The following is a 16,774-nucleotide window of genomic DNA, read 5'->3' as shown; positions in this document are numbered from 1 at the left end:
CACCGATTTGACAGGCGCCCAGGCGCCCAACCCTTGTCCAGACATTGTTGAGAGGTTCGCGTGGCCAAACAAGAGCTCGGCACCAAGCGCATCTGCCCGGAAACAGGCAAAAAGTTTTACGATTTGGGGCGCGATCCGATCGTATCTCCGTACACGGGCATAAGTTATCCGCTGAGTGCCTTCGAGTTGCCAAGCAAGAAGAGCAAACCGGCGGAGGAGGCCCCCAAAAAAGCCTCCGATAAAGAAGAGGAAGCCGAGGAAAACGGAGAAAACGCCGAAGGGGTGGAAGTGGTATCCTTGGAAGAAGCCGATGATGGGGCTTCCAAGGATGACGACGATGATGATGACGATAATGATGACGTGATTCCCGATATCGATACCACCGACATCGACGATGAAGTTGGTGACGATGATGACGACACCTTCCTTGAGGATGACGAAGAAGACGATCCCGGAGTGAGTGTCGTCTCAAATCGGGAAGATGACGACAGTTAGCAGGCCGGTCAGCGCCTATGCGCGCTGACTAACATTTTGAACATACTTCAGACCAGGCCTTCCCATTAAGGGCCATACGCGGTGGTGGGTCTTTATGCTCACCGCCCGAGGTATCGCCTGGCTAACGGCAGTTGACCGTCACTTGGTGGTGATCTAAACACCGCAAACCCTAATGTGCGGGTATCTGCACACAGTGAGCCGTTGTGAAATATGGGGCCATAGCTCAGCTGGGAGAGCGCTTCGCTGGCAGCGAAGAGGTCAGGGGTTCGATTCCCCTTGGCTCCACCATTTACCTTCGCTCAATACGCTGTTTTCATTCAACTGTTTAACACTCGTTTTCCCTCACACGGCCATTTGTACCGCCGGCAGACAGCGACTTGTTCTCCGACCCCTTTGCGCATGGACAACCAATAGCGACTGCCTGGATCAACGTTTTTGGCTATCGATCTATCGAGCCATGGCGTGATCCCCAACGTGACACGCTCTTATCGGTGTCAGGCTCGGTCCAACGACCAGCCTGGCCTGAGTGAGCGGCTGGTCTTATCCCACGAGCTGGCATAAGCGCGTGCGGAGCCTTCGTTCGAGGACATAATCTACCCGCTCCCATTCTTGATCAGCATCACTGAGACTTTTTGGTCAGACCGCTAGCTCAGGTTGTATCGCCTACGAACAACTCAGCTTCCAGATCGACACGCTTGCCATGTTTGTTAGGCCCCCCAGGAGAAGCAATAATCTTCGCTGCCTCCTGACCGATCTGGTAACGTGGCGTTCGCGTCGTGGTGAGGCGCTTTGGAAATGCATCCAAGAAGTTGAGACCGTTGAAGCCGGCAAGTGCTACATCGCCGGGCACATGAATCGCGCTAGCCATACAGTGGAGCAGTCCGCCGCCGGCCAGGTCATCGTTTGAAAAGTACACCGCCTGAAGGCCTTTGTGCTTCCGCAACAACTCCGATGTGACTTGCTGGCCGATCGGCATGGAAGACGCGCCCTGTGTGATCCTCTGCTCAATCAGCGATCCGCCTCCCTGTGTGAGCGTTTCAGCAAAAGCTTCGAAGCGTTTAGCAGCTCGTAGATCGCGACCGTCGGCACTTGCAACATAGGCTACCTTAAGGTGACCGCGCTCGAGAAAGTGCTGGGCCATCGCGCGTCCCGCAGCCATGTGAGAAATACCGACGCACGCGTCGATCGGCTCACCGTCGATATCCATGATCTCAACGGTCCGGACGCCGGTTTTTTCAATCATGCTCCGGAACCGGTCAGCATGTTCAAGGCCGGTCAGAATAAGACCCTTTGGTCGCCATTTCAGGAGATCAATGGCAATTTTTTCTTCGGCTTCGGGCAAATACTCAGTGACGCCGAACACGGGCCGCATCTCGAGTGACTCAAGAGTGTCGTTGATGCCCGACATAACTTCGGTGAACACCCGGTTCTGCAAGGTCGGGAGGATCACGCCGACGAGCGGATTGTCATAACCAGGTCCCGCGCCAGCAAGTCGATTATGAACGTAACCGATCTGGTCGGCGGCCTCTGTAACACGCGCGCGGATCGTATCGGAGATGTATCCACGGCCCCGCATCACGCGGGAAACAGTCATCTGGCTGACTCCGGCCTGCCTTGCCACATCGTGCATAGTAGGCTGATTTTTCTGATCTTTTACGGGCCGTCGCGACATGCTTCAAGCTCAATTTCAGCTGACCGGTGAATTCGGTCTTGACATATGTTTACGCAAACATCTTACTGTCGTGCTATATGTTTACGTAAACATATAGAAACACAAAATACGCGGCGCCGAACGCGAAGCGCCGAGTGGGAGGATACAATGAGAGCTTATCTGTTCGCAGCAGGTATTGCTTTGGCCTCGTTAAGCCAGGCATCTGCTGACACCTATCGACCTGAGTGCTTCGGTCCGGCGCCGGGTTCAACAACAATATCCTACGATGCCAAACAGGGCCCCTATCAGATTGCCTTTGTAAATGGCTTCGCCGGCAATGACTGGCGCATCCAGGCCATTCAATCTGCTAAAGCCTGGGCTGCACGACCTGAAAATGCTGAGCACATTGAAGACTTCACGGTGGTTTCTGTTGGTAACGATAGTGCAGCCCAAATCGCCGCTATCGATAACTTCATTGCAGCTGGTTACGACGCGATCATCTTCATCGCCGTAAACCCGACCGCGTTTGAGCCTGTCATTCGCCGTGCCAATCGCGCCGGTACCATTCTCGTGCCGTTCGACAATGTTCTCGACACCGATGCCGTCGTGCAGATCAATGAAAGTCAGCTCGCGCTCGGCGCCTTGAAAGCGCAAACCGTTGTGGACCTGCTCGATGGCGAAGCCGATAGAATATTGATGGTCAATGGTCTCCCGGGCAACGCGACGGACCGCGACCGCCGCCTGGGAATGATGAGTGTCCTTGAAGATGTCGACGGTCTTGAGATCATCGAAGTTGTCGGAAATTGGGACACCGGCACCAGCCAAACAGTTGTGGCCGACGCGTTGGCCACACATGGCGAATTCGACGCTGTCGTTTCCCAGCACGGATCTGCCGGCTCGATCAACGCGATGCTCGCCGCGGGCCATCCCATCGTGCCTATGGGCGTCGATGGCGAGAACGGCGTGCGTATGTTGATGTCTGAGCATGACATTCCCGGCGTATCGGCAAGTCAGGCGCCGGCAATGTCAGCGATTGCGTTGGAAGCGGCAGTTGCGCTGCTTGAGGGCAATGAACTTCCGCAGACTGTTTTCCTGCCCATCCCGTCGGTTATGTCGGATGAGCTTGAAGCTGGCGTGAACTATTTCCCGGACCTCCCCGCCTCGTTCAATACCGGCACTGGCTTTGAAGCTTGCTTCGAGCCGTTCACCCCAGAAGAACTGCTTGGGCAAAACCCGGACGACACCTGAGCGAGCTTCGCCTTCCCCAAAAAAAGGGCTCGGCGCGCGAGTGCCTAGTCCAAAACAAACCGATGAACGGCTGTGCTTGGTGCCCGGCTCAAGAGATGGTCATCTAATGGACCAAGCCGCAATCTTAGAGATGAAAAGCGTCACGAAGCGTTACGGGGCAACGATAGCTCTTGCCGACGTCGATTTCGCCTGTCTCGCTTCTGAGGTGCATGCCGTGCTCGGTGAAAATGGCGCGGGCAAATCGACGCTCATGAAACTGATGGCAGGCGTGATACCGCCCAGCGAAGGCGAGGTTCTTGTTGACGGCGAACATGTGCGCTTCAGCTCGCCTGCTGAGGCCGCGAACGCTGGAATTGTTTGCGTCTTTCAAGAACTGTCTTTGGTGCCCGATCTCAACGTCCAAGCAAATCTGCTTCTGGGAGCGCCGGGAAGTGGGCTGTGGCGTCTAGACAGATCAATTATGTCACGCGCGGCTGAGCTCTTTAAGCGCGTTGGTTGTGAACACATCTCCTTTGGTGCTCGCGTCGGTGACCTTTCGCTGGCCGATCAGCAGGTCATCGAAATCGTCAAGGGTCTGCTGAAAAAACCGCGACTCCTGATACTCGACGAGTCCACCTCGGCCCTCAACACAACCGTGGTCGGGAAGGTTTTCGAACTGGTTCGAGCTGAGCGCGATTTGGGCGTTGGCGTGCTTTTTATCTCCCACCGTTTTCACGAAATCGAAGCACTTGCTGACAAGATCTCTGTTTTCCGCAATGGCCGTCTTGTCGACACCTTTGCAAACGGTGCTCACACCTATTCTGAGATCATCGACAAGATGGTTGGCAAGCCTATTGATCACCTGTTCCCGGAGAAGCGCAGCGCGGCCTCCAACGGTGGCGAGATTGTGCTTGAGGCCAACAATTTGGGTGTCGAGGGCGCTTTGTCGGGCGTCAGCGTAAAGCTGCGACGCGGCGACATCGTCGGCCTTGGTGGGCTCGATGGTCAGGGTCAATCGACCTTGTTACGCGCGCTGTTCGGTCTCATGCGTGGCGTCGAAGGCGACCTGCGCATTGAAGGTAAGCCAGTGAAACTGCCAGACCCGGGCACGGCCAAAAGCTCGGACATTGGCATTGCGTACATCCCCGAAGACCGAAAAACCGAAGGGCTCATCCAGCAACAAAGCATTGCTGAAAACCTGGAGCTTCCGTCGATCGGGCAAGCCGCCGCCGACAGTGCAGATGGCGACCGCTTCCAACCTTGGCTGCAGAGGCTGGAACTTAAGCATGGAGGCCTGGAGCAGCCCGTTGCTTCGCTCTCAGGTGGTAACCAGCAAAAGGTGGTGCTCGCGAAGTGGCTCGCTCTGAAGCCGAAAGTCCTTCTCCTTGCGGACCCGACCCGAGGGATCGACGTCAAGACCAAAACCCAGATTTATCAGATGCTTCGACAGCTTGCCGATCAGGGTACCGCAGTCCTCTTACTGACAACCGACTACGAAGAACTCATCCACTTGTGCGACAGCGCACACATCATTTACGGCGGCAAAGTTGTCGCTGAGTTGGAAGGCGAAGACATCACCGCGCAGAACATCATTGCGGCGTCGATGAACTTGAGCGCGCCGGAGGTCGGCCATGCTTGAGTATATGCGGGCCAACAGGCGGGAGGTGGTTGCTGGCGCTGTCCTGATCGCTTTGATCACCTACTATCTGGCGACCCATCCTAGCGGTCCCAATACATATGTCCTGACGATCTGGGCCAATCAGTGCCTGATCCTAGCATTGGCAGCCGCTGCGCAATTCTTCGCGGTTGTTGTGCGCGGTATCGATCTATCTGTTGGTGCGGTCATGGCGCTGGCCAACACCCTTGCGTCTCACTTGTTGGATGGTTCAGCTGCCTCCATCGCCCTTGGCATAGGCGCTGTTGTCCTCATTGGGGCGGCCTGCGGACTGATCAACGGTCTTCTGATCGTCTTTGGTCGGCTCCAGGCGATCGTCGTGACGCTGGCGAGTGCCTCTGTTTTCGTTGGGTTAGCATTGTTGCTGCGTCCAACACCTGGCGGCCAAATCAATTATGACCTTGCAGATGCGATGACGCTCGATGTGTTTGGCATCCCAACCGCGATCATCATCACCATTGTTCTTGTGATTTGCTTTTGGATGCCCTTGAGGCGCACTGGTCTTGGGCTTGGCATTTACGCCGTCGGTTCGTCTGAACAGGCCGCGTTCCAGTCGGGGCTCAACGTGAACCTCATCAAAATCTTGTCCTACACGCTAGCCGGCGTCTTCGCCGGGCTTGCCGGGCTCTACTACGGCTTCGTAACGACCACCGGGGATGCCGGGATCGCGGCGAGCTTCACCTTGAACTCGATTGCAGCTGCCGTTCTCGGCGGCGTGTTGCTCCGCGGAGGTGTCGGTTCCCTTGTTGGTGCCTTCGCTGGAGCGTTCATCTTGAAGACCATCGCCTCGTTGATGTTCTTCTCGGGCATTCCTTCCCTTGCCCAGCCGCTGTTCGAGGGGCTAATTCTCGCTGCTGCCATCGCCATTGGCGGCGCTGACGTCTTGCGCGTCCGAGACAAGCTGGAGGTGTTCGCGCGATGAGTGCCGCAGCCTCCATTCGTGCCGGTTGGCCGAGCCTTGATACGCTCATGCCATTCGTGGGAGCCGCAGCCCTTGTTGTGGCTGCAGGAATGGCCTTCCCTCAAATCCTCGGGGCCAACTACCTTCTGCAGCAACTCCAGATCGCAGCTTTTCTTGGCATTCTTGCGACCGGCGCAACCATAGTCATCCTGCTTGGGCACATAGACCTATCGGTGCCTTGGGTTCTCGGTGGCGGCGCTATCCTCTCAACGGCGCTCGTTGGGACCGGTGACCCCACCCTTGCCGCTATCGCTATTCCAGCAGCTGTTCTATTCGGCGCTTTCGTTGGCGTCATTAATGGCCTGGGGGTGGCCTTTTTACGCATACCGTCCATGGTCTGGACGCTTGCGGTCAACTCCATGCTCCTCGGTGTTGCCGTTTTGAACACAGGCGGGTTCAACCCACGCGGCGAGGCGAGCGATGTGATGGTCTATCTCGCCACCGGCGACCTGCTCGGCGTACCGGCGAGCTTCCTCACATGGATGGCAGTCGTTGGGGTGCTGGCGCTCGTGATGACCCGCACAGGCTTCGATCGTTACCTGCGGGCTGCCGGATACAATGAAAAGGCCACCTTCCTTTCGGGCGTCGGGACACCGGGCGTCATTTGTGCTGCCTTCGCCATCGCTGGAGCGTGCTCTGCTTTGGGCGGCGTTCTTCTCGCGGGCTACGCCAATCAGGCTTACCAGTCGATGGGCGACCCGTTCTTGCTGCCAACCATTGCAGCAGTGGTGATCGGCGGAACCTCGATCCTTGGGGGGCGGGGCGGCCTTTCGGGAACTGTAGGCGGCGCAATCTTTATCACACTGCTCACCTCAATCCTCTCGATCATGCAAATCGACGAGTCTTGGCGGAACATCATTTTCGGCGCCATCATCCTTGCAATGCTTCTCTTCCAGTCTTTGAGAAAGAGGAGCGGTGCAGCATGACTGAGCCAGCGCAGCCTCACTATCTCGTTGAAGATCCGCTCTTTGGGTCCTTCGTTGAAACGTCTCAACCCCCGGAGGTGATAGCCGAAGGCTGTGTCTGGACTGAGGGGCCTGTCTGGCTGGATGGGCGATTGTTCTTCAACGATATTCCAAACAAGCGCATGCTCTGCTGGACTGAGGGTGACGGCGTTACCGTCGCCCTCTCAAACAGCGATTTCGCCAACGGCAATACACTCGACGAGAGTGGGCACATGGTCTCTTGCGAGCATGGCGGCCGTCGCGTTGTTCGCCGTTTAAACCCTTTCAACTTTGATGCTCTGCAGATCGTCGCATCATCTTACCAAGGCAAGCGGCTCAACTCACCGAATGATGTTGTTGTGCGCTCAGACGGAACCATCTGGTTCACCGACCCACCGTATGGAATCAACTCAGACATTGAGGGCTATCGCGCCGAGAGCGAAATCGGCGGATGCTATGTTTTCTGTGTCGGCAAGGACGGCTCGATCAAAGCTGTCGCCACCGATTTCGATAAACCTAACGGTTTGGCGTTCTCTCCGGACGAGCGACAGCTCTATATCGCTGATTCCGGCGCCATTCGCGGGGCGAGCTTTCCGGGCATCGACTATGATCTCCCACACCATATTCGCGTGTTCGACGTCGAGGGTGACACGCTGTCCAATGGCCGTGTCTTCGCCGTCATAGAGCCGGGCGTTCCCGACGGCTTTCGAGTGGACCACGAAGGCTTCGTTTGGACCTCGGCTCTCGATGGGATTCACTGTCTGACACCCGAAGGTGAGAGGATCGGCAAGATCGGTCTGCCTTCGCAGACATCCAACATCTGTTTCGGTGGTGAAGACGGTAAGACCCTCTTCATAACCTCGTCAGACAAGGTCTATCGTGTGTTCTCGTCTCGCAGAGACGCCGCTCACCTCATGAAAGAGAAGACCGTGGGAGCCGGAGGTTGAGAATGACGCATTCGAATAACTCTTCTGGACCAACATGCGCCGTCATCGGGCTGGGCAGCATGGGGCTCGGAATGGCTGAGTCATGTATCAGGGCAGGTCTGACTACCTACGGGATCGACCTCAACACAGAGCGCACCGCACAATTCGTCAGTCGTGGCGGGAAAACCGATCACCTCGCGAAGATTGCCCCTGAGATCAACGTTGCTGTCATCGTGGTGATGAATGCTGTTCAGACACGTGAGCTTCTGACCGGATCTGGCGCACTGATCGAGAAGCTACGTCCGGGATCCGTTGTTGTCGCCTGCGCAACCGTTCCGCCAGAATTCGCACGAGAGATGGAAGCTGCGTGCTGCGAGCAGGGTATCCACTATTTGGATGCACCGATTTCCGGGGGGGCACAGAAGGCCGCGATGGGCTCGTTGAGCATCATGGCATCCGGCAGCGCGCAGGCCTTTGAAACCGCGCGGCCGGTCCTCGACGCTACCGCAGAAAGTGTATTCAAGCTCGGCGATGCGGCTGGCCCCGGATCGGCGATGAAGGCAGTCAATCAACTCCTCGCAGGTGTGCATATTGCGGCCATGGCGGAAGCCCTCACCTTTGGAATGACGCAAGGCGTCGCGCCCGATCAGTTCCTCAAAGTGATTTCGCAGTGCGCCGGCACCAGTTGGATGCTGGAGAACCGCGCACCCCACGTAGTGGAAGGGGACTATGAGCCCAGAAGCTCAGTCACCATCTGGCCGAAGGACCTTGGCATCGTGTTGGAGATAGCCAAGTCGACGGGCTTTGATGCGCCCATCACTGCGGCGGCTTTGGCTCAATATGAGAAAGCAGTCGACATGGGGTTGGGGTCGGAGGACGACGCGGCGGTTGCCAAAGTCTATGCGCGCAAAATCGGCATTCAGTTGCCAGGCGAGGCGGCATGAAGCTGGGCTGCATCGGGGATGACTTCACAGGCTCCAGTGACCTTGCAAACACGCTTGCGAAAGGCGGTATGCGCACCGTCCAATATGTTGGCATCCCCTCCGGACCTGCACAGGCAGACGTCGATGCAGGTGTTGTTGCGCTTAAATCGAGATCGATCCCAGTTGCTGATGCAATCCGGCAATCCATCGATGCCCTGGCTTGGCTGAGGGATCAGGGCTGCACTCAGTTTCTGTTCAAATATTGCTCAACTTTCGATTCGACGCCCGAGGGCAATATCGGGCCCGTCGCAGAGGCTCTCGCTGATAAGCTAGGTGCGAGGCATGTTATCGTATGCCCAGCGTTTCCCGGCACCGGGCGCTCGATCTACCAAGGGCACCTTTACGTGGGTGACCGACTACTGAACGAGTCCGGGATGGAGAAGCATCCGCTGACACCAATGACCGACCCGGACATAAGGCGTTGGCTGGCGCTCCAGACCAAGGGAACGGTCGGCCACGTTAACGCGCAAACGGTGACGAAAGGCGCGGACGCGATTAAGGCAGCGCTGGCCGGACAAGATCAAATGGGCCACCGGCTTATCGTGGTCGATGCCATCAATGACCGCGATCTGACTGTCATTGGTCAGGCGGCGAAGGATTTGCCTCTCATAACAGGTGGTTCAGGCATTGCTATTGGCTTGCCGGCAAACTTCGGTCACATGCCCGGTGAGTTTGACTGGCGGGGTCAGAAGGGGCCGGTGATCGCGTTGTCGGGTTCATGCTCCAACGCAACACGCGCGCAGGTGGCCCTGCACTCCCAGGAACACCCGACCCACGAGCTTGATGTTGAGGCCGTGATTAATGGAGCGATCGAGGCGAAGTCGTTGACAGATTGGGCATTGCAGCAGCCCGGCATACCGCTGATCTATAGCTCCGCTGACCCCGCCAAGGTCGCTGAAGCGCAAGCAAGATTCGGTAAAGAGCTGACATCGCAGCGACTGGAGTCGTTTTTTGCGGACATTGCCCGGGCAGCTCTGACAGCGGGGTTTGAGCGGGTCATTACTGCCGGCGGCGAGACATCCGGCGCGGTTGTTGAAGCTCTGGGGCTTTCTACCCTCAACATCGGGCCAGAGATTGATCCCGGCGTACCTGCCTTGCGAGCATCGGCGTCTTTGAATGTCGCGCTTAAATCCGGCAATTTTGGCGCGGAGGACTTCTTCAAAAAGGCAGCAGCGGTTCTGGAGTCCAGCGCGTGAGCGAATTGAAGCTGCGCGAGCAAATGTGCTCGCTGGCCAAATCTCTTTTTGATCGCGGCTTAACCCATGGCAGCACTGGCAATATCTCGGCTCGCACTGAAGATGGCGGGCTTCTGGTTTCGCCAACTGGCACGAGCTTTGGTCGTCTGGACCCCGAAAAGCTGAGCCGGTTCGACGCGCGCGGACAGCATATCAGCGGCGATAAGCCGACCAAGGAGATGCCGCTCCATTCGGCTTTCTACGAAACCCGCAGCGCTGCCGGAGCCGTTGTCCATTTGCACTCGGCCCACTCGGTGGCGCTTTCCATTCTGCCGGGCATTGATCAGGACAATTTCCTGCCGACGTTCACGCCCTATGCGGTCATGCTGCTGGGCAAGGTCAAACTGCTTCCCTTCTTTGTTCCTGGCGATCCTGCCATGGGCGATGCGGTCCGCGGCCTTGCCGGAAAGCGAAGCGCCGTCATGTTGGCCAGCCACGGCCCTGTCGTTGCCGGGAAAAGCGTTGAAGCCGCTTGCAATGCGATCGAGGAACTCGAAGCCACCGCTCGCCTTGCTCTGTTAACCAGGGGCCTGGGTCCTATCGGTTTGTCGCCGCATCAAGTGAAGGCTGTCGTGACCAAGTTCGATATCCAGTGGGACGAATGATCTCGTTCTCGGCTAACTTAGGTTTCCTGTGGTCAGACCTCAGCTTGCCTGATGCCATCAGGGCCGCAGCAGACGCCGGCTTCGATGCCGTCGAGTGTCACTGGCCCTACACTTTCCCCGCCGCCGATGTTCGCGCGGCACTCGACGAGACCGGCCTTCCCATGTTGGGGCTGAACACGATACGGGGAGACACCGCTAGTGGTGAGAACGGCTTGGCAGCCATTCCAGGTCGTGAGTCCGAAGCGAAGGCAGCGATTGACCAAGCTGTTGATTATGCGGTGGCTGTTGGCGCCGGCTCGGTCCACGTTATGGCTGGCGTCGCCGACGGCTCACAAGCGGAAGCAACCTTCGAGGCAAACCTCAAATATGCCTGCCAGCGAGCCGAAGCCCACGGCCTCACCATATTGATTGAGCCGCTGAACCCGGTGGACGCGCCTGGCTACTTCCTAAGAACGACGCAACAGGCGCAGGCCGTCATAAACGCTGTTGGGTCTGATCGACTCAAGCTCATGTACGATTGCTACCATGTGGCCCGAACCGAAGGTGGAGTGATCAGTCGCTTGGAACAACTCATGCCGATCATAGGCCATGTACAATTCGCGTCGGTGCCTGATCGTGGGCCTGCCGATGAAGGCGAGCTTGACTACCGGGATGTGTTCAAAAAGCTGATCGACCTTGGGTGGAAACGGCCCATCGGCGCTGAGTACAAGCCGAAAGGCCCGACGTCCGACTCCCTTGGCTGGATGTCGATGAAGCATCTCTCCAACGGGGATTGAGCTCTATGCACGTTGTTGTCACTGGCGCGGCTGGTTTCCTTGGCCAAAAGATCATCAAGGCGCTCGCTGATCGAGGCACGATTGGAGACACGGACGGCGCTCAACAGCCGATCACCGGGTTCAAGCTGATTGACGTTGTTGCGCCGAAGTTTGCACCAAGTGGGGCAAAGGTTCTCATCGGAGACCTTTCCAGTCCCAATTTCATCGCTGAGGCGGTGCTTGCTGAAGCCACTCATGTATTTCACTTGGCCGCGGTGGTCAGCGGGCAGGCGGAGGCGGACTTCGAACTGGGCATGCGTGTCAACATTGATGCCACGAGAGCGCTTCTGGAGAACCTGCACAGGGGCGGGCAAGTTCCCCGCTTGGTCTATCCCAGTTCAATCGCTGTCTTTGGGCATGCGCCAGACATCATCGGAGATGAGACGGCCACTTTGCCCAACTCGTCCTATGGTGCGCAAAAGGCCATGTCGGAACTACTGATCAATGACATGAGCCGTAGAGGCTTTATCGACGGCGTAAGTGTCCGCGTTCCAACAGTGATGGTGCGACCAGGAAAGCCAAACGCAGCTGCATCATCTTTTGCCAGTTCGATCATAAGGGAGCCGCTCGCCGGAAGGGCAGCCGTTTGTCCGGTCTCCACCGATTTAGCGATGTGGGTCTCATCTCCTCAGACTGTTTGCGCCAATTTGATCCATGCGGCTGACTTGGCGTCTGGTGCGCTGGACTTTCCGCGCATGATCAATCTTCCGGGGCTGTCGGTAGAGGTCGCAGAGATGATTTCTGCCGCCGAACGCGCGGGCATTGACACGAGCTTTATTTCGTTCAGCAGCGACCCGGCTATCGATGCAATTGTACGCACCTGGCCGCAACACCTGGATACCGTGCGCGTCAAGCGCCTGGGTTTTGTGGTTGATCAAGATATCGATGCGATTATTCGGGAGCACCAACAGCACCGGCTTGCGCACGGATAGCAGCCACCTGCAGGAATGTGAGGCGACCCACCTGTGGCTGCAAGTGGGGTGTCGGCACTTGTAGGTCCCTAGGAGTGCCATCGTTTCTGCCGATAAACTTGCTTCTCTCCGCAGTCTTGCAGGTTTTTGGTGAACGGCTCAGCTCGGATTGGCCTGGGTGGGCAAGCCCATCACTTCGGCCGCAGGCAAAGGCATTTCCCCATGCAGTTTAGTGACTTGTCTTCCACATGGCTGACCGGTCTTAACTGTCGGGCAAAGAGAATAGGGGGCGGACGCAACCCAGATTGGAGGGAACCCAATCGATCGGGACTTTGACGTCGAACCCCGACCACTCGTGACCCGGCGGGCGCGCCCGGCAGAGAAGGCGCACTCTGCTGACTTCGCCGACCATGCGGGTCCATGTCATGCTTTGCCGTTAGGTGTCCACTTCCCGTCGGTGAAGCGAATATCCCGAAAGACAGCCGCTTTGTGGAGCCGCTTCAAGCCTAACGCACGAAGCCATCGTCTCGATAAAGCAGAGGTCGGCCATCCATTCGCAATTGAACCGAACCACACAGGCGCGGCTGCTGAACAGATATCACCGCGTCTTATGAAATCGTGAAAGCTTTTTGTGATCGATGTCACAGAAGCGACGTGAGCATGCCCGATGATGCAATCATCGTGAGATCGTGCATTTATGAGCGATGCATGCGGTCAATTCCAGTAAGCTACGCAACGGTTCTGGCATGGACTTTCGATGATGCAGTTGGATCTGGAGAGATGGCGCGACTTGGCATCACCGATGTTCGAAGTCTATCGCCATGATCAATCGAAAAATGCACGTGTCGATATCGAAGTCGAGAACGCTGGTGGTCTTTTTATCAGCAAGGTCGTCACGCCGCATGAACGGGTTGTTCACGACCCAAAGATCCAGAAATCTGTACGCCACGACTACCTTCTTTTTGGACGCATATTTTCCGGCAGTGGCAGAAGCGAAGTTGACGGCGTCGGTTTTGACGTTCGGCCTTCAAAACTGCAACTTGTGGACTATTCGAAGCGTTTAGTTTCTGAGAAAACGCGATGTCAAAGCCGCGGCGTTTGCATCCCACATGAGTTAATTGGGTTTGATCCAAGCAAACACCCAAGCTTTGTGACCCTTGACCTGGATAGCCCGCAAGGACGGTTGCTGGCGTCCGCTCAGGATGAGCTCTGGGCGGCTAAACAAAATGGCTCGGCTGCCGACGAGGAACTACTCGCCGCGGTGTTCGTTGATCTCGTACGCAAGTTGATGCTGGGGCAAAGTGGAAAAAACGACCATGAGCTCGCAGCTCAGTTGCCCATGCGGGTGCTCCTGAAAGATCATATCGCGGTCAATCTCCATCGTCCTGATCTGGGGGCCGAGACGCTGGCAATGACCTTCAATGTGTCCCGTCCGACGATTTATCGGCATTTTGAAGAAAGCCGGGGCGTGGCGCGCTATGTTCGTAACGCCCGACTTGAGCGCTGTTTTTTTGAGCTGTCCATACCAAGCGGCGAGCGTGGCCGGGTCGCAGCGGTGGCTCGGCGGTGGCACTTCCATGATGCAGCCAATTTCAGCCGACTGTTCCGCGAGCGCTTCGGCATTTCTCCCTCAGAGGTCTCGAACGGGCGAAGGGCACTTGCTCACGCCTGTTTATCAGAAAAGGCCCGCTTTGTTCGTGACTGGTTCAACACGCGTAGTTCCTGAGCGCACACCCTTTCGGGTTTCAAGCCGACACAAGAAGACTGCACGAGCATTGGAGCTCGCTCGGGCCCCGCGTGGATGAGACAAATCACATAGTCGAAGAGATTCTTATCGGATTTCGATAGCTTGCTCCGTGCGTTAGGTTTACGCGCGCAACATTTGCTTAGCTACGGAGCCGTCTCCACGTCTCTTTCGACCCGCTGCGTCAGCCTGGGGAACCTGGGCGCTGGGCAGGGCAACAGGTCAGCCGAGTTGGGTTCGTCACAACACCCCCGGGCTGAACCCACCCACCGATTGACCGCGCCTCCATGCGCGACGGGCGTGTTGACAGGAAAGACCAATTGGAACCGGCTCGGCGAAAGCAGATGTCCGCCCCTCATGTCTTGAGGGCAAACCATTGACAAGAATTCTCACGATGGGGCTCCACCATGGCAACCGTAGACGCAACCGGCCTCCAAGGCTCCTTTGATATCCTTGTCGCGAGCAATGTTGCTTTCGCGACTGGCACCTTCACACCCTTCACCTACACCTGGACGACCCCGGCTCCCGCGACCAACCAGATCACGGCTATCGGTTTCCTTGGAGATTTCACCGGCGCACCGTCCGGGACGGTGAATGGTTTCACCGTTCGCGACACCAGTTTTGCGACCCTGCTTGACATCACGGGCCTCATCAATCCGCTCCCCGACTTCATCGATGCCAGCAGTGTTGGCACCAGCGCTGAGAAGTTCTGGACGACCGTGCTTGCGGGCGACACCACGATCCTGGCGCCAGCCGACAACCCCACGATCAGAATGGCCGGCGATGGGATCACAGCAACTGCCGGCAATGCCCCCACGGTTGGGGGCAACGACAGTTTTCAGGGTCGAAGCTTTACCGTCTCTGACACGAACGGCACGTACATTGGCGACTATGTTGTTCTTGCCAACAACAGCACCCTGAACGGCGGCAACGATACCTTCACAGACGTGCTCGGCGTCATCTACGGCGACACCTTCTTTAGCCTGGATGATTCCCTCGTTGGCGGCAACGACACAATCATTACGACCGACCTAGGTGTCACGGCACAGCGCCAGCAGGCGGAGATCTATGGCGACGCTGACGACAGTAGCGGGTTGGGTAACGTAACCGGCGGCGTTGATACGGTTACGTTGACGAACTTGCGAAGCGCCGCCGCAATCTATCTCGATATGGACGACACGGCCGGCGCGCTTGTCGGCGGTAACGATATCCTCCAGATCGAAACGAACATCTTCGGACGCGCCTTCACAACGGTGGGTGACATTTTTGGCGATGCCGACCAGGTCTCGCTCGATCAATTCAGTAGCGCGGCCGCGGTGCGTGGTGGCAATGATGCCGTCACCCTGCGCAATACCTCAGCGCAAAACATTTACGCGGACTTCAACGACGCGGGCAACCGCAACATCGTTGGTGGTGACGACACGATCATTGTTGAATCGACCTTCCAACCAAACCAGGCCCTTCCGGGCGTTATGGTCACTGGCTCCGTCACAGGAATCTTTCTCGATGTCGACACCTTCTCAACAGGCCTGAACAACACGTTTACAGGCGGCAATGACACGGTCACGCTCCTGAACACCCGATACAATGTGATCTACGGCGACGCGAACGGAACTACTGGGCCGGACGCCGTGCTCCGCGGCGGCAACGACACGATAAACGTCACGTTTAACCGCCCCGACGCGTCGAGTGGCCCATTCATCTTCGGTGATTTCGCGTCCGTGAGTTCGGCCAACGCTACCTTTGGCAACGATGTCATCAATTTGGATACGCGTGGTAGCCTGCCAACGATCGGGCAAATCCTCGCCGATGCAGGTACGGTCTCTTCGAGTTCGTCCAACTCTTACACGATGACGTTCGGCGATGACAGGATCAACATCCTGGGCGATACGGGCAACCTCATCTTTGGCGACGTCAGCGGCGGTGGCATCAGCTTCGCGACGCCTTCCGCCGTAGTCTTCGGTAACGACATAATCAATGCCGGAGATGGCAACGACTTTATCCATGGCGACGTTGTCGCAGGAGCGACGTTTACCGGTGTGTCTTCCACATCCGGCGGCAATGACATCCTCGATGGCGGCCTTGGCAACGATTTCATCGATGGAGGCTTTGGCACCAACACCGCTTCGTTTGCGTCCAATGCGCTGGGGGTCATCGTGCTACTCGATGGAATCCCGGGTACCGGGACATCAGGCAATCTTATCAACGCGATCGGCCAAGGCAGCGATACGCTGCGCAACATCCAGAACGTAACGGGGTCGTCTGCCGAAGACATCATCATCGGTGATGCGAACGCCAACGTTCTGTCGGGCGGCGCGAGCAACGACCGTCTGGTGGGTCAGGATGGCAACGATACCCTCAATGGCGATGGCGGCGATGATACGCTCAGCGGCGCCATGGGGAACGACATCCTCAGCGGCGGCGGCGGCGTCGACCTTGTCAATGGTGGCTTCGGTACTGACGTCCTGAACGGCAACGCCGGGAACGACACCATCAATGGCGGCAGTGACAACGACCAGCTGTTCGGCGGGGCGGACAACGATACGCTGAACGGCCAGGGCGGTCAGGACTTTCTCCAGGGTGGGTCTGGCGACGACACCTT

General features: G+C 57.3%; 14 protein-coding genes and 1 tRNA gene. 14 read left to right on the top strand and 1 reads right to left on the bottom strand.

What is annotated here, in order from left to right:
- Window positions 1-60: 60 nt before the first annotated feature.
- The gene (locus tag AAF739_15600) at window positions 61-495 is read left to right on the top strand and encodes a TIGR02300 family protein (protein ID MEM6384096.1); all 435 of its coding nucleotides are present in this window, start codon (window positions 61-63) and stop codon (window positions 493-495) included.
- A gap of 212 nt (window positions 496-707) precedes the next feature.
- Window positions 708-783 (top strand) — tRNA-Ala (locus tag AAF739_15595).
- Window positions 784-1,144: 361 nt separating this feature from the next.
- Here AAF739_15595 and AAF739_15590 read toward each other — a convergent pair.
- Window positions 1,145-2,125, bottom strand: a complete 981-nt coding sequence (locus AAF739_15590; GenBank protein MEM6384095.1) for a LacI family DNA-binding transcriptional regulator — start codon at window positions 2,123-2,125, stop codon at window positions 1,145-1,147.
- 189 nt (window positions 2,126-2,314) lie between these two features.
- Between AAF739_15590 and AAF739_15585 the strand changes: the two genes are divergently transcribed.
- The 12 genes from AAF739_15585 to AAF739_15530 all read left to right on the top strand — a co-directional run.
- A complete protein-coding gene (locus tag AAF739_15585; protein MEM6384094.1) occupies window positions 2,315-3,394 on the top strand; it encodes a sugar ABC transporter substrate-binding protein in 1,080 nt (359 codons plus the stop codon).
- 106 nt (window positions 3,395-3,500) lie between these two features.
- Entirely contained in the window at window positions 3,501-5,012 is a 1,512-nt protein-coding gene (locus tag AAF739_15580; protein ID MEM6384093.1) for a sugar ABC transporter ATP-binding protein, read from the top strand.
- Window positions 5,005-5,970 carry an ABC transporter permease gene (locus AAF739_15575; GenBank protein ID MEM6384092.1) on the top strand — a complete coding sequence of 322 codons (966 nt, stop codon included), beginning with the start codon at window positions 5,005-5,007 and terminating at the stop codon, window positions 5,968-5,970. The genes AAF739_15580 and AAF739_15575 overlap by 8 nt, the downstream gene beginning before the upstream one ends.
- Window positions 5,967-6,935 (top strand): ABC transporter permease, encoded by a 969-nt coding sequence (locus tag AAF739_15570; protein ID MEM6384091.1) that lies wholly within the window; start codon window positions 5,967-5,969, stop codon window positions 6,933-6,935. Before AAF739_15575 ends, AAF739_15570 begins: the two co-directional genes overlap by 4 nt.
- Window positions 6,932-7,900: an SMP-30/gluconolactonase/LRE family protein gene (locus AAF739_15565; GenBank protein ID MEM6384090.1), complete on the top strand. Its 969-nt coding sequence runs from the start codon at window positions 6,932-6,934 to the stop codon at window positions 7,898-7,900. The genes AAF739_15570 and AAF739_15565 overlap by 4 nt, the downstream gene beginning before the upstream one ends.
- A 2-nt stretch (window positions 7,901-7,902) precedes the next feature.
- On the top strand, window positions 7,903-8,823 hold the full coding sequence (gene ltnD / locus AAF739_15560; protein MEM6384089.1) for an L-threonate dehydrogenase: 921 nt from the start codon (window positions 7,903-7,905) through the stop codon (window positions 8,821-8,823).
- On the top strand, window positions 8,820-10,058 hold the full coding sequence (gene otnK, locus AAF739_15555) for a 3-oxo-tetronate kinase (GenBank protein MEM6384088.1): 1,239 nt from the start codon (window positions 8,820-8,822) through the stop codon (window positions 10,056-10,058). Before ltnD ends, otnK begins: the two co-directional genes overlap by 4 nt.
- Entirely contained in the window at window positions 10,055-10,702 is a 648-nt protein-coding gene (locus AAF739_15550) for an aldolase (GenBank protein MEM6384087.1), read from the top strand. Before otnK ends, AAF739_15550 begins: the two co-directional genes overlap by 4 nt.
- Window positions 10,699-11,478: a TIM barrel protein gene (locus AAF739_15545; GenBank protein ID MEM6384086.1), complete on the top strand. Its 780-nt coding sequence runs from the start codon at window positions 10,699-10,701 to the stop codon at window positions 11,476-11,478. Before AAF739_15550 ends, AAF739_15545 begins: the two co-directional genes overlap by 4 nt.
- 5 nt (window positions 11,479-11,483) lie before the next feature.
- On the top strand, window positions 11,484-12,449 hold the full coding sequence (gene denD / locus AAF739_15540) for a D-erythronate dehydrogenase (GenBank protein ID MEM6384085.1): 966 nt from the start codon (window positions 11,484-11,486) through the stop codon (window positions 12,447-12,449).
- 736 nt (window positions 12,450-13,185) lie between these two features.
- On the top strand, window positions 13,186-14,154 hold the full coding sequence (locus AAF739_15535) for a helix-turn-helix domain-containing protein (GenBank protein ID MEM6384084.1): 969 nt from the start codon (window positions 13,186-13,188) through the stop codon (window positions 14,152-14,154).
- Between the two features lie 425 nt (window positions 14,155-14,579).
- A partial coding sequence (locus AAF739_15530) for a calcium-binding protein (protein MEM6384083.1) occupies window positions 14,580-16,774 on the top strand: 2,195 nt, incomplete at its 3' end.

This window comes from Pseudomonadota bacterium (genome assembly GCA_039024915.1).
Lineage (GTDB): Bacteria > Pseudomonadota > Alphaproteobacteria > Rhizobiales > MH13 > MH13.
This window is presented reverse-complemented; position numbering and strand designations above follow the sequence as displayed.

Coding starts and splice junctions, on each gene's coding strand:
- AAF739_15590 (MEM6384095.1), bottom strand. CDS start 2,125: ATGCACGATGTGGCAAGGCAGGCCGGAGTCAGCCAGATGACTGTTTCC.
- AAF739_15585 (MEM6384094.1), top strand. CDS start 2,315: ATGAGAGCTTATCTGTTCGCAGCAGGTATTGCTTTGGCCTCGTTAAGC.
- AAF739_15580 (MEM6384093.1), top strand. CDS start 3,501: ATGGACCAAGCCGCAATCTTAGAGATGAAAAGCGTCACGAAGCGTTAC.
- AAF739_15575 (MEM6384092.1), top strand. CDS start 5,005: ATGCTTGAGTATATGCGGGCCAACAGGCGGGAGGTGGTTGCTGGCGCT.
- AAF739_15570 (MEM6384091.1), top strand. CDS start 5,967: ATGAGTGCCGCAGCCTCCATTCGTGCCGGTTGGCCGAGCCTTGATACG.
- AAF739_15565 (MEM6384090.1), top strand. CDS start 6,932: ATGACTGAGCCAGCGCAGCCTCACTATCTCGTTGAAGATCCGCTCTTT.
- ltnD (MEM6384089.1), top strand. CDS start 7,903: ATGACGCATTCGAATAACTCTTCTGGACCAACATGCGCCGTCATCGGG.
- otnK (MEM6384088.1), top strand. CDS start 8,820: ATGAAGCTGGGCTGCATCGGGGATGACTTCACAGGCTCCAGTGACCTT.
- AAF739_15545 (MEM6384086.1), top strand. CDS start 10,699: ATGATCTCGTTCTCGGCTAACTTAGGTTTCCTGTGGTCAGACCTCAGC.
- denD (MEM6384085.1), top strand. CDS start 11,484: ATGCACGTTGTTGTCACTGGCGCGGCTGGTTTCCTTGGCCAAAAGATC.
- AAF739_15535 (MEM6384084.1), top strand. CDS start 13,186: ATGATGCAGTTGGATCTGGAGAGATGGCGCGACTTGGCATCACCGATG.